Origin of the sequence: Achromobacter sp. JD417 (assembly GCF_041879325.1) — a bacterium.
Taxonomy (GTDB): domain Bacteria; phylum Pseudomonadota; class Gammaproteobacteria; order Burkholderiales; family Burkholderiaceae_B; genus Achromobacter; species Achromobacter mucicolens.
This window is the reverse complement of record NZ_CP087159.1, coordinates 5418442-5431415: the sequence shown is the minus strand read 5'-3', so window position 1 is coordinate 5431415 and position 12974 is coordinate 5418442. Positions and strand designations below refer to the sequence as shown.

Genomic DNA, 12974 nt, shown 5'->3' with positions numbered 1-12974 from the left:
CCATGTTGAACCTATCGGCCATCAACGTCGACCTGGCGGGCAATCGCATCCTGCGCGACGTCAGCGCCAACTTTGAAGCGTCCCGCACCATCGGCATCGTGGGCCGCAACGGCGCGGGCAAGACCACGCTCCTGCGCACCATCATGGGCCTGACGCGCATTCGTTCCGGCAAGATCGCGTTCGACGGCACCGACCTGACGTCGCTGCCCGGGCACAAACGCGCTGCCATGAAGGTGGGCTACGCGCCCGAGGACCGCGTCATCTTCCCGACCATGACGGTCGAGGAAAACCTGCATCTGCCGTGCGAGGTGCAGGGCCAGTCCAAGGCCGAGATCCAGGCCCGCATGGACACGGTGCTGAAGGTGGTGCCGCAGCTGGAACCGATGCTCAAGCGCTCGGGCTCCGCGTTGTCGGGCGGGCAGGGCAAGATGGTGGCGCTGGCGCGCGCCGTCATGGTCGGCACGCGGCTCTTGATGCTGGACGAGCCCTTTCAGGGGCTCGCGCCCAAGCTGGCGCGCGATTACACCGAGGCGCTGGGCCGCCTGAAGGAAATGCAGCCCGACCTGTGCGTGGTCATCACGGAATCCAACGTGAAGCTGCTGGGCGACATCCCCGACCAGATATGGACGATCGAGCGCGGCTCGATCACGCTGAACTGATACCCCACGGAGACATTTCCATGACGCAGATGATTATCGGCGGCCGCCAGGTCGATGCCCAGGACGGGCGCACGATCGAGGTCGTTTCCCCCGTAGACGGCGAGGCCTTCACCACCATCCCGCGCGGTCAGCAGGCCGACGTCAACGCGGCAGTGCAGGCCGCGCGCGATGCGCTGGAAGGCGCGTGGGGCGACATGACCGCGCTGGAGCGCGGCCGCCTGCTGATGCGCCTGGGCGAGAGCGTCCTGGCGCACCACGAAGAGTTGGCGCAGCTGGAGTCGCGCGACACCGGCAAGCCCATGTCCACCGCGCGCGGCGACATCACGGTACTGGCCCGCTACTTCGAGTTCTACGGCGGCGCGGCCGACAAGGTCCATGGCCAGACCATCCCGTTCCAGAAAGACTATTCGGTGCAGCTCATCCGCGAGCCGCTGGGCGTCACCGCCCACATCATTCCGTGGAACTACCCCGCGCAGATGTTCGGCCGCAGCGTGGCGCCGGCGCTTGCCATGGGCAACGCCGCGGTGGTCAAACCCGCCGAGGACGCCTGCCTGTCGATCATCCGCGTGGCCGAACTGGCGCTGGAAGTCGGCTTTCCGCCGGGTGCGCTGAACATCGTGACGGGCCTGGGCGAAGAAGCCGGCGCCGCACTGTCGCGCCATCCCGGCATCAATTTCATCACCTTCACCGGCTCCAACGAAGTCGGCGTGCTGGTCCAGCAGGCGGCCGCCCTGAATGCGGTCAAGTGCGTGCTGGAACTGGGCGGCAAGTCGGCGCACATCGTGTTTGACGACGCCAACTACAAGCTCGCTATTCCGGCCATCGTCAAGGGCATCGTCCACAACACCGGCCAGACCTGCACGGCGGGCAGCCGCCTGCTGGTGCAGAAGGGCATCTACGCGGACTTCATGAAGGCGCTGGGCGAGGAGTTTTCCAAGGTGCGCGCCGGCACGCCGGACATGGACCTGACCTGCGGACCGGTCGTCAACAAGGCGCAATACGACCGCGTCAACCGCTACATCGCCAAGGGGCTGTCCGACGGCCTGAAAGTGGCTGCCGAGGGCGGCATCGCGGACGGCGTGCCCAAGGGCGGCTTCTTCGTCAAACCCACGCTCTTTGCCGCGGCCAATCACGACAGCGACCTGCTCACGCAAGAGATCTTCGGGCCCGTGCTGGTTGCGCTGCCCTTCGCGGACGAGGCCGAGGCCATCCGTCTGGCCAACGCCACGGACTACGGCCTGTTGGGCGCGGTCTGGACGGAGAACGGCGGGCGCCAGCAGCGCGTGGCGCGCGGCATCAAGTGCGGCCAGGTCTACATCAATGGGTTTGGCGCGGGTGGCGGCGTGGAGCTGCCCTTCGGCGGCGTGAAGAAAAGCGGCCATGGCCGCGAGAAAGGCTTCATAGCGCTGGAAGAAATGAGCACGACCAAGACCCTGATTCAGTTCTATGGCGAGTGATCGCCGCGCACAATTCGGAGACAGAAAATGAGCCAGTTGCAAGGCAAGGTTGCGATCGTCACGGGCGGGGGAAACGGTTTCGGCGAGGGCATCGTCAAGCTGTACGCCAAGGAAGGCGCCAAGGTCGTGATCGCCGACATCAATAAAGAGGCCGCCGACCGCGTGGCGGCGGAAATTGGCGATGCCGCGCTGGCCGTGAAGGCCGACGTGTCCAGCCGCGCCGACATCGACAACGTGGTGCGCGCCGCGCTCGACAAATTCGGTACGGTGGACATCGTGGTCAACAACGCCGCCATCACCCACAAGAACCAGCCGATGCTGGACGTGGACGAGGCCACCTTCGATCGCATGTTCGACATCAACGTCAAGTCGATCTACCACATGGCGCAGGCCGTCGTGCCCGTCATGCGCAAGCAAAAGCGCGGCGTGATCCTGAACATCGGGTCGACGGCCGGCATCCGTCCGCGTCCCGGGCTCAGCTGGTACAACGCGTCCAAGGGCGCCGTCAATGTGCTGTCCAAGTCGATGGCCGTGGAGCTGGGCGGTGAAGGCATCCGCGTCAACGCCATCTGCCCGGTCATGGGCGTGACCGGCATGTTCGAACTCTTCATGGGCCTGCCCGACACGCCCGAGAACCGCGCCAAATTCGTGTCTACCATTCCGCTGGGCCGCTTCTGCCAGCCGTCCGACGTGGCTGCGGCCGCGCTGTTCCTGGCCAGCGACGCCGCCGAGTTCATCACCGGCGTGGAGTTCCCTGTCGACGGCGGGCGCACGGTGTAGGGTTGGGCGCCGGCTTGCCGGGGTCGCAAGACCCCGCTCGCGCCGGCATGCCGGATGCCGCGTCCGCCCGCGGTCCGGATCACTTCTGTGGATGAAGACGCATGAAAATCAAAGCGGCGTTATTGCGGCAAGTGGGGGTCGAAGGACCGTACGCGCAGTCCCGGCCCCTGACCATTGCGGACATCGAGCTGGACCCGCCGGGCGTTGGCGAGGTGCTGGTCAGAATCCGTGCAGCGGGGCTGTGCCATTCGGACCTGTCCGTCATCAACGGCGACCGGCCGCGCGGCGTGCCGATTGTGCTGGGCCATGAATCGTCCGGCGAAGTCGTCGAGACCGGCCCCGGCGTCACGGACCTGAAGGCCGGCGATCACGTCGCCATGGTGTTCGTGCCCAGCTGCGGCTGCTGCAACCCCTGCATGGAAGGCCGGCCCGCGCTGTGCGAACCCGGCGCCGTGGCCAACGCGAAAGGAACGCTGCTGGGCGGCGAGCGCCGGCTGCACATCGGCGACGAATACATCAACCATCACACCGGCGTGTCCTGCTTTGCGGAATACGCCGTGGTGTCGCGGCGCTCGTGCGTCAAGGTGAATGTGGAACTCAGCCACCGCGAGGCCGCGCTGTTCGGCTGCGCCGTGCTGACCGGCGCAGGCGCCGTCATCAATCGCGCCCGCATCAAGATGGGCGACACGGCCGCGATCGTCGGGCTGGGCGGCGTGGGCCTGAGCGCACTGCTGGCTGCGGTGGCCGCGGGCGCGCGCCGGGTGGTCGCCATCGACCTCAGCGACGAGAAGCTGGCGCTGGCCAAGGAGCTGGGCGCCACGCACCTCGTCAATCCGAAGCAGATCAAGACCGACGACGACCTCATGGATCTGGCCGGCGGCCGCGTGGACTTCGGCTTTGACATGGCCGGCGCCGTGCCGGCCTTCGAAACCGCCTACAAGCTCACGCGCCGCGGTGGGGCGACGGTCACCTCCGGCCTGCCCAATCCCAAGTTCAGTTTTCCGCTGTCGTTGTCGCAGATGGTGGGCGAAGAGCGCGAGATCCGGGGCAGCTACCTGGGCTCGGGCGTGCCTGCCATCGACATCAGCCGCTACATCGACCTGTACAAGGCCGGCCGCCTGCCGGTCGACAGGATGATGGGCCAATCGTTTTCGCTGGACCAGATCAACGAGGGGTTCGATCACCTCGCCACCGGCGGCAGCCTGCGCGACGCCATCGTTTTCTAAGGGCACAGACCCGATCAACAACACTGGAGACAACACCATGAAGACCTCAAGACTGGCGGCCTTGCTGGGCGCCACCCTGCTGTCGGGCCTGACCACGCTGGCCATCGCCGCCGACAAGCCCAAGGAACTGAACGTCGGCATTTCGACCTTCCTGTCGGGCTCGGCGTCCGTGTTCGGCGTGCCGGCGCGCGATGCGGCCGACATCCTGATCGAAGAGATCAACGCGGGCGGCGGCATCGACGGCGTGAAGATCGTGCCCAGCTACATCGACGAAGGCGGCGGCGGCGAAAAGCTCTTGTCCGAATACCGTCGCCTGGCCGAAGGCGGCACGCGCGTGATGCTGTCGGCCATTTCCAGCGGCCACTGCAACATCGTCGCGCCCGTGGCCGAGGACCTGAAGGTGCTGAACGTGCTGTGGGACTGCGGCACCGAGAAGGCGCTGGAAGGCAAGAAGTACAAGTACGTCGTGCGCACGCAGGCCAACGCCACCACCGAAATGGTCGCGCAGGTGCTGTACCTGATGAAGGTCAAGCCCGACTTCAAGACCATCGCCATCGTGAACCAGGACTACGCCTGGGGCCGCGATTCGCGCGACATCTTCCTGGCCGCGCTCAAGAAGTTCAAGCCCGACGTCAAGGTCGTCGCCGAGATGTTCCCCAAGTTCGGCGCCGCCGATTTCTCCACCGAAATCAGCCGCCTGCAGGCGCTGCGCCCCGACGTCATCGTTTCCACTTCGTGGGGCGGCGACCTGGACAACTTCGTGCGCCAGGCTTCGCAGCGCAACCTGTTCAAGAACTCCACCTTCGTGCTGTCGCTGGCGGAAAGCTCGCTGGAACGCCTGGGCAACGCGCTGCCCGAAGGCGTCCTGGTCGGCGCGCGCGGCGATCACTACTTCCTGCATCCGGAAACCAAGGACGATCCCAAGCACCAGGCCTTCGTGAAGAAATTCCACGACAAGACCGGCGCCTATCCGATCTACTCGGTCTATCACATGGTGCAAGGCATCTACGGCCTGAAGGCCGGCTACGAAAAGGCCATCAAGGACAACGGCGGCAACTGGCCCACGCCTGAACAGGTGGCCGCTGCCATGCACGACGTCAGCTTCAAGGGTTACGGCCGCGAAGTGAAGATGCACCGCGCCGACGGCCAGGCCTTGGAAGCGCAACTGTTCGGCGTCACCAAGAAGAGCGACAAGTACCCGTTCAAGGTCCTGTCCGACATCACCATCGTGCCGGCTGAGCTGGTCACGCCCGGGGTGACGGATACGTCGATGGCGTGGATCGAAAAAAGCCTGACGCCCGAGGTATTGAAAAGCGACCAGATCAAGGTGTTCCCGAACTGATCGGGATGGAATGAGCAAGCAGCAGTGTGTGTAGTGCAGGGATGGCCCCGGCGTGAACGCCGGGGCGTTTTTTTTGGGGGGGCGACAGCGGGTGTGCTGCCGGGTGTCTGACACCCTTGCACCACCGCGGCAAGCCCGGCAGCGTCTCACCAGGGTGTCAGACACCTTGTATCTTGGCCACTGTAGTGATTAGCTATCGCTACAAGCGGACCGATGAGCGTGTTCAGACACCTAGAGCTTGGACTTTGTGGTTCAGATTACGCCTCGGTTCCGCACCTCTGAGCCGGCTGGACACTGGACGGTAGCCTAGGGCATTGGACCCTGTATGTACAAGGCAAGTGGGCGCAGCGGGCTTCTTTGGTATTGGCAAGGGAGCTTAGGTTTATGTTTTTTCTCGGAATTGACGTTTCTAAGGCGAAGCTGGATTGCGCGCTGCTTGGCAGCGATGCCAACAAACGCAAGACCAAGGTCGTACCCAACTCGATAGCGGGCGTGCAGACGCTGCTGCAGTGGTGCGCCAAGCAGGGAGCCGAGCCGGCGCAGTTGCATGCCGTGCTCGAGCCCACAGGGCAATACCATGAGCAGGCTGCTACGGCCCTGCATGACGCTTCGGTCAGTGTCTCGTTGGTCAACCCTGCCCAGGTGCGCGACTTCGCCGGTGCGCTGGCGGTGCGCTCCAAAACCGATGGGATCGATAGCTACGTGCTGGCCCGCTACGGTCAGGCGCTCAAGCCTGGGCTGTGGCGCCCCGCGCCGCTGCATGCCCGTCAACTACGGGCCTTGTTGGCTCGGCGCGACGCGCTGGCCAAGGATCTGCAGCGCGAACTCAATCGCCAGGAGAAGACGCAGTTCAGTGATCCACCCGTGCTGGTCGAGGGATCCATCGCCAAAACGATCGCGTTCCTGCGCGAAGAGATCAAACGCCTGGATCATGCGATCAATGACCACATCGACCGCCACCCGGACCTGAAGGAGGATCGGGAACTGCTGACCAGCATCCCCGGCATCGGGGATCGAGCGGGGAACTCGATCCTGTCGATCATGCATAACCGACCTATCGAGTCAGCCGAGGGCTTGGCCTCCTACCTGGGGGTGGTGCCGGTGCAACGCCAGTCCGGCACCAGTCTGAACAGCCGGCCGCGGCTATCTAAAACGGGTCCCAGCACGGTACGTGCCACCCTCTACATGGCCGCTATCGTCAGCAAGCGCTTCAACCCACACGTTGGTGCGCTTTACGCGCGGCTCTTAGCAGCTGGAAAGAGCAAAATGGCCGCGCTAGGCGCGGCCATGAGAAAGCTGGTGCATCTATGCTTCGGCGTGCTTAAAACTCGGACACCGTATCGGTCCGACTACGCCTGAACGCTTGACGGTCAAGACGGTATCTGTATCAGAAAGCGGGTGCATCTTTGCTTCGGCGTGCTTAAAACTCGGGCACCGTATCGGCCTGACTACGCTTGACGGTCAAGACGGTATCTCAATTGAGGGTTGGTCTACCGCGGTGATGCTTATTTCTCGACAGCAGGCCGAGGAGTTAGCCATGGCGCACGTGCATCACGAGGTGTCTGACACCCTTGGGCTGCCGTGCAAACCCGGCATGGTTTCACCCGGGTGTCTGACACCGGCATCAGCCCCCGCAGCCGCCTACAGCTCCAACACCACCTTCTTCCCCCCGCAAGACCGCGAGCAGCACGCCATCATCTTGTTATTCGCCTCGCGTTCCGCCCGCGTCAGCACGACGTCGCGGTGGTCGATGTCGCCTTCCAGCACGCGTACCTCGCACGACCCGCACAGCCCTTCCTCGCAATCGCTCTGCACATCGATGTTGGCGCCACGCAATGCCGTCAACAGTGTCTGGTCCGCGGGCACAGTGATGACGATGCCCGAATCTTTCAGCACCGCCTCAAACGCCTGTTCCTTCGACGGATCCAACGTCCCGAGCGTGGAATGGAAATGCTCCACCCGCAGCGCATCTTCCGGCCAAGCTGCGCAGCATCCCGCCAGCGCGTCCAGCAGGCCCTGCGGACCGCACGCATACACCTGTGCGCCCGCGCGCGGTTCGGCAAGCAGGGCCGCATAATCGGCGCGGCTTCCTTCGTCCTTGACGTGCAGGTGCAGCCGGTCACCGTGCAGCGCCGCCAGTTCGTCCGCCAGCGCCATGCAGCCGCGCGATCGCCCGCTGTAATGCAATTCATAGTCCAGCCCCAGTTCACGCGCACGCCGCGCCATCGCGCTGATCGGCGTGATGCCGATGCCGCCCGCGATCAGAATGAGCTTGGAAGCCGACTCGTCCATTCGGAAGTGATTGCGCGGGCCACGGATGCGCAGGCGCGCGCCGGGCGTGGCGTTCGCGTGCATCCAGGCCGAGCCGCCACGGCCATCCGCCTCGCGCAGCACGGCAATTTCGAACACGCCGGTCTCGGTCGGGTCACCGCACAGCGAATATTGGCGCGACAGGCCGGTGTCGCCGCATTCCACGTCGATATGCGATCCGGGCGACCAGCGGGGCAGGGGCTTGCCGTCGGGTGACACGAGACGCAGCCGCAGGATGCCGTCCGCGGCCTGCGCTGCGCTTTGCACCACCACGGGCCGGGTGATGGCGTGCGATGAAGGCTCGCCGATGCGCACGGGATGCTTGCTTTCCAGCAGGGACGGGTTCGCGCGCTCCGGGTTCTGCGCCGGATCCCATTCCACCCACAGGTGCTCCGGCCCGCGGAAGGAGGTGTTGGGCACATAGGTGAAGGACTGTTCTGCCAGCTTCAGATGCGGCAGCCGCCGCGTCAGTTCTTCCAGAAAGATCTGCATCTCCATCCGCGCCAGGTTCTTGCCCATGCACTGATGCGAGCCATAACCGAACGTGAGCTGATCGCTGGCGTTTTCGCGGCGGATGTCAAAGAGGTCGGCGTCTTCGAACTGGCCTTCGTCATGGTTGGCCGACGAGGTCACGATCAGCAGTTTCGACCCGGCCGGAATCGCCACGCCCGCGATCTCCACGTCGCGCGTGGCCAGGCGGCGCCACGCGGCGACCGATCCGTTGTGACGCAGGCATTCCTCGACCGCATTGGGGATCAGGTTCGGATCCTCGCAGATCTCGCGCCAGGCCTGCGGATGCTGCAACAGCAGCTTGATGGCATTGGCCGACGCATTGGCCGTGGTCTCGTGCGCCGCCACGATGCCGGCCATCATCATCGAATGCAGGTACGAATCGGTGACCACCTCCGGGTGCGTCTGCTGCTTGCGCAAGCCGTATTGCATCCACCCGGGACCCGACGGGTCCTGCCGCATCTTGTCCAGGATCTTGCCGGCCAGCTGCCAGAAATTGCCCACCGCATGCGCGACGGCGACCTGCTCCTCGGGCTTGGGACGGCCCCAGGTGTTCACGGTGTGTGCGATGGAATATTGCCGCAGCAGGTCCATGTCCTCTTCGGGCACGCCCAGAAAGTGCAGCGCCACGGTCAGCGGCACTTCCCACAGCATCTGATCGACGAGATCGGCGCGCCCGTCGTCGATAAAGCGGTCCACGTATTCGCGCGTCAGGCGACGCACCATGGGTTCGTGATGCTTCAATTCCTCGGGCGTGAACGGGTCCATCAGCACGCGTCGGCGCGGCATGTGCGCGGGCTCGTCCTCGTTCACCAGCGTGCGGTTCATGGCGTAGCCGTACGAGGCCAGCACCGCGTTGGCCTCCGGCCCCGTCGGCGTGATCTTCTCCAGCGCGATCGACGGGCTGAAGGTGATGTTGTCGCGGAAGATCGCCTTGATGTCGTCGTAGCGCGTCACGACCCAGTAGCCCAACTGCGGGCTGTAGAACACCGGCTCCTGCTCACGCGCCCAGCGCACGTATTCGGGCGGATCCTGCTGGTAGCCGTCGCCAAAGGGGTCGAACGCGGCGGCGCGCGGGCTGACCGGGCAGCCCGTCGGGCTTTGCGCGGCGGACAGCGCAGCGTGATCGATGGGACAGCCCGAGGGGCGCGGCGTGGCGGATGCTTGGTTCATGAGGTCGTTCCGTGTGTTCGTCTTGCGGGCCCGCCGCGGGGTGCGGCACATGCTTGCGGCTTTGGATGCGGCGGGCCGGTGATGCGGGGTTCAACGTGATGCGGTCGAGCGTGATGCCTAGGCCGGCATGACCCTCATCCCCGCGTAATGCTCAATCCAGCGTGATGCCCAGATCTTTGATCAGCTTCTGCCAGCGGGCCCGTTCGGCCGTCAGCATCTCGGCGTACTGCTCGGGCGTGTTTCCGATCGGCTCGATGCCGAACTCCACCAGGCGCTGGCGTGTGGCCGGGTCATTGATGGTCGCGACCACCTGCTTGTTCAGGGCGTCGATCACCGGCTTGGGGGTAGCGGCCGGCACCACCACGCCGACCTGCGCGGCGGCTTCCACGTTCTTCAGGCCGATCTCGGCGAACGTCGGCACGTCGGGCAATTGCGGCAGGCGCGTCGGATTGGCGACTGCCAGCGCCTTGACCTTGCCGCCGTTGATGAAGCCGGCGCCGGCGGCCAGGTCCACCATCATCGCGGGCACCTGACCGCCGGCGACATCCGCCAGGGCTGGCGAGGCGCCACGGTACGGCACGTGGGTCATCGTCAGGCCGGCCTCGACCTTCAGCAATTCCATCGCCAGGTGGTGCGGGCTGCCGGCGCCGGCCGAGGCGTAATCCAGGCCTTCCTTGCGCCCCTTGGCTTCGGCCAGGAACTCCTTGGCCGAGTTGACCTTCATGGCCGGACCGACCACCAGGATCATCGGGAACCGTCCCATCAGCGTGACCGGCGCCAGATCCTTCGCCGGGTCATACGACAGCTTCTTGTAGAGGGCGGGGTTGAACACCAGCGTGCCGTTGTCGGCGGACAACATCGTGTAGCCGTCGGCCGGCGCGCGCGCCGTTTCCGACGCCGCGATTGCCGTGTTGCCGCCCGGCTTGTTCTCGATCACCACCGGCTGGCCCAGGCGTCCGGTCAGGCCTTGCCCGATGCTGCGCGCCAGGAAGTCCGACCCGCCGCCGGCGGCATACGGCACGATCCAGCGCACGGGCTTGGACGGGTAATCGGCAGCCGCCTGCTGCGCGGACGCGCTGGCACAAGCCAAGAGGGGCAGGGCCATCAGGCCGGCCAGGATGTGGTGTTTAACACTGCGCATGGACAAGTCTCCTCGTTGTGGAATGTCAAAAGTGCATTCCTTATTTGCGTAAAGCATATACGCAATGCGTAATTTTTGAAGAAGGGTTAACCTTAGTGCCGCTCCAGGCTTTCGGTCCCTCGGTTGCCGGCGAGCCCGCTGTTACGGAGCCGTATTCCCCATGAGCAAAGCCGCCTTGCCGCCCGAATCCGACCTAGCGTCTGATCTTGAATCCGCCGAAGCCCCGGCCGTCCGGCCTCGCGAACGCCGGCGGCGGGTCCAGGCCGCGGAAACCGGTATGTCCGTCCTGAAAGGGCTTGCCCGCCTGGGCGGCCGCGCCAGCCTCACGGCGCTGGCCGCCCACGTCGGCGAAAGCCCGGCCAAGGTGCACCGCTACCTGATGAGCCTCATCGCCGAGGGCCTGGTCGACCAGGAAGTGGCGACGCAGCAATATCACCTGGGCCTCGAAGCGCTTTATGTAGGGGTAGCCGCCATGCGCCAGGCCGACCCGCTACGCATCGGCGAACCCGCGCTCGTTCGCCTGCGCGAAAGCCTGGCCGTCACGTGCTTCATCGCCGTCATGGGCAACAAAGGTCCGACCATCGTGCGGTTTGAGGAACCCGGCTTGCCGGTCACCGTGAACGTACGCGTGGGGTCGGTGCTGTCGATGCTGTGGTCGGCGACGGGGCGCGCATTTCTTGGCTTGCTGGACGAGGCGCCCGTGCGGGCGCTGGCTGAGGCTGAATTGGCCGGCGCGCCTTCCGAGCAGCGAGCGCTGCTGGATCGCGACGATCCCATCGGCGTCTTGCGTCGAGACGTGCGGGCGCTGGGGTGCGCCACGGTGAAGGACACGAACTTGCGCGGCATCAGCGCCGTCTCGGCGCCGCTGTATGACCATACCGGCCGGGTCTGCGCGGTATTGACGGCGCTGGGCGCGACCGGCGGTTTTGACGTTTCCGAGAGCGGGGCGGTGGTGGCCGCGGTAAAGCGCGAGGCGCTGGCGGCCAGTGTGGCGTTGGGGTACGTGGCGGGTTGAGCTCTCAAGCCGACAGGAACTCGGCGGGCACGCGTTCCGTTAGCCAAACCCCGATGTCCGCCTGAAAGAATACGAATCCCTGCCGGTGCATCCGTAAGGCGTCGATTCTTAAAACTACCGGTGTGCCGTAGCGCTTCCCGACCGCGGTTGCTGTCGAAATATCTGCCGACAGATGGACATGGTGGCGTTCGCCCGGACGCAGGCCTTGCGCCATGATCGAATCCAAAAAGCGCGCGGCCGTACCGTGATGAAGAAACTCCGGCGGCTGCAGGGGCTCGTGTTGTAGGGCGACAGTATCGGTTGAATGCCCCTGCACAGCGCGAATTCGCCGGCCATCTTCAGACAGCGCGAAACGCTTCTTGTCGTTGCTGTCGACAATATTCCGGATCAGGGCGACATCGAGCGAGCGGCCCGATTGCTGCGCGCAAGCAATGAGTGAATCAATGTCTGCCCACCCTTCAAGATCCAAGGTCAAACCGATCGCCTGGGGTTCATGGCGCAGTACATAACTCAAGAATTTGCTCACTTCCCCGTGTTGTTTGCTCATTTTTTTGTGCGTGCCTCACCTGTCAAGTAGTCCGGCTGGCGCGTGGATAAGATATATTCTCCCCTCTCCATTCCTGTATGAACCCAAGTCTAAACCTCGCGGATTCATCATTGGATCAAACGCTTCCTTCAGAGGCCTTGATCGAAGAGTTAATTCTTAAGGATAGGTAAATGTTCAGCGCTTTTGATTCCGTCTTTCATGCCGACAGTCCGAAACCTTTGGAGGGGCAGGGGGCTGGAATCGTTGACTACTCCGAATTGAAGGAGTTTTTCAGTCGATATGGGGGAGTGTCGTTCAATAACGGAATATACCGAGCCTTCGACGAGGATTCGATTTCGGTGTGGGACGGCTACGTGACGACGGCGTTCCCTAGCTATGCTGGACAAATAAATTGTTTTGGCGTCGATTGGTTGGGACGAATTTTTGCGCTTGATGTTCGTCGAAAAGAACTTGGGTTGCCCGGGGTGGTGTTGTTTGAACCCGGGACCGGTGATTCGTTCGAAGTCCCGGGAAACATTGTCTCTTTTCACAATGACGTCTTGCTCAACCGTTCAGAAGCTGCTCTAGCGGAGAGCTTTTTCGGAATGTGGGTCGCGAACGGCGGGCCCGCCCCAAAAATCGATCAGTGCATAGGATATAAACGGCCCCTATTTTTGGGCGGTGAGGATGAGGTTTCCAATCTGGAAGTGGTGGACCTTGAAGTTTATTGGGGCTTATCCTCGCAGCTTATCGAGCGTGTGCGAGATTTGCCTATTGGCACTTCTATCGGAAATGTCATCCTAAAAGAGTCGGAGTAACTCCAGAGGTGGGAACC

The 12974-nt window shown here is 64.0% G+C and carries 11 protein-coding genes; 8 read left to right on the top strand and 3 right to left on the bottom strand.

Annotated elements, in window-relative coordinates; all coding sequences use genetic code 11:
* The first annotated feature begins 2 nt into the window (after nucleotides 1-2).
* The 6 genes from LN047_RS25000 (at nucleotide 3) to LN047_RS24975 (ending at nucleotide 6823) form a co-directional block, all read left to right on the top strand.
* On the top strand, nucleotides 3-659 hold the full coding sequence (locus LN047_RS25000; protein WP_063956832.1) for an ABC transporter ATP-binding protein: 657 nt from the start codon (nucleotides 3-5) through the stop codon (nucleotides 657-659).
* Between the two features lie 20 nt (nucleotides 660-679).
* Nucleotides 680-2116 carry an aldehyde dehydrogenase family protein gene (locus LN047_RS24995; protein WP_373980509.1) on the top strand — a complete coding sequence of 479 codons (1437 nt, stop codon included), beginning with the start codon at nucleotides 680-682 and terminating at the stop codon, nucleotides 2114-2116.
* Nucleotides 2117-2143: 27 nt separating this feature from the next.
* Complete coding sequence (locus tag LN047_RS24990) at nucleotides 2144-2896, top strand: glucose 1-dehydrogenase (RefSeq protein WP_056559207.1); 753 nt, start codon at nucleotides 2144-2146, stop codon at nucleotides 2894-2896.
* A gap of 101 nt (nucleotides 2897-2997) precedes the next feature.
* Nucleotides 2998-4122, top strand: a complete 1125-nt coding sequence (locus LN047_RS24985) for a zinc-dependent alcohol dehydrogenase family protein (RefSeq protein WP_373980508.1) — start codon at nucleotides 2998-3000, stop codon at nucleotides 4120-4122.
* Nucleotides 4123-4159: 37 nt separating this feature from the next.
* The gene (locus LN047_RS24980; protein WP_253857444.1) at nucleotides 4160-5464 is read left to right on the top strand and encodes an ABC transporter substrate-binding protein; all 1305 of its coding nucleotides are present in this window, start codon (nucleotides 4160-4162) and stop codon (nucleotides 5462-5464) included.
* A gap of 384 nt (nucleotides 5465-5848) precedes the next feature.
* A complete protein-coding gene (locus LN047_RS24975; protein ID WP_373980507.1) occupies nucleotides 5849-6823 on the top strand; it encodes an IS110 family transposase in 975 nt (324 codons plus the stop codon).
* Nucleotides 6824-7105: 282 nt separating this feature from the next.
* Here LN047_RS24975 and LN047_RS24970 read toward each other — a convergent pair whose 3' ends face one another.
* Both LN047_RS24970 and LN047_RS24965 read right to left on the bottom strand, forming a co-directional pair.
* Nucleotides 7106-9457, bottom strand: a complete 2352-nt coding sequence (locus LN047_RS24970) for a cytochrome P450/oxidoreductase (RefSeq protein WP_373980506.1) — start codon at nucleotides 9455-9457, stop codon at nucleotides 7106-7108.
* A gap of 151 nt (nucleotides 9458-9608) precedes the next feature.
* Complete coding sequence (locus LN047_RS24965) at nucleotides 9609-10598, bottom strand: Bug family tripartite tricarboxylate transporter substrate binding protein (RefSeq protein WP_373980505.1); 990 nt, start codon at nucleotides 10596-10598, stop codon at nucleotides 9609-9611.
* A gap of 160 nt (nucleotides 10599-10758) precedes the next feature.
* On the opposite strand from LN047_RS24965, the gene LN047_RS24960 reads away from it, so the two are divergent.
* A complete protein-coding gene (locus LN047_RS24960; RefSeq protein ID WP_373980504.1) occupies nucleotides 10759-11613 on the top strand; it encodes an IclR family transcriptional regulator in 855 nt (284 codons plus the stop codon).
* A 4-nt stretch (nucleotides 11614-11617) separates the two neighbouring features.
* Here the strand turns inward: LN047_RS24960 and LN047_RS24955 are convergent, their stop codons facing one another.
* Entirely contained in the window at nucleotides 11618-12160 is a 543-nt protein-coding gene (locus LN047_RS24955) for an RNA 2'-phosphotransferase (protein ID WP_373980503.1), read from the bottom strand.
* 170 nt (nucleotides 12161-12330) lie between these two features.
* On the opposite strand from LN047_RS24955, the gene LN047_RS24950 reads away from it, so the two are divergent.
* Nucleotides 12331-12957 carry a T6SS immunity protein Tdi1 domain-containing protein gene (locus LN047_RS24950; RefSeq protein WP_373980502.1) on the top strand — a complete coding sequence of 209 codons (627 nt, stop codon included), beginning with the start codon at nucleotides 12331-12333 and terminating at the stop codon, nucleotides 12955-12957.
* Nucleotides 12958-12974 lie beyond the last annotated feature (17 nt).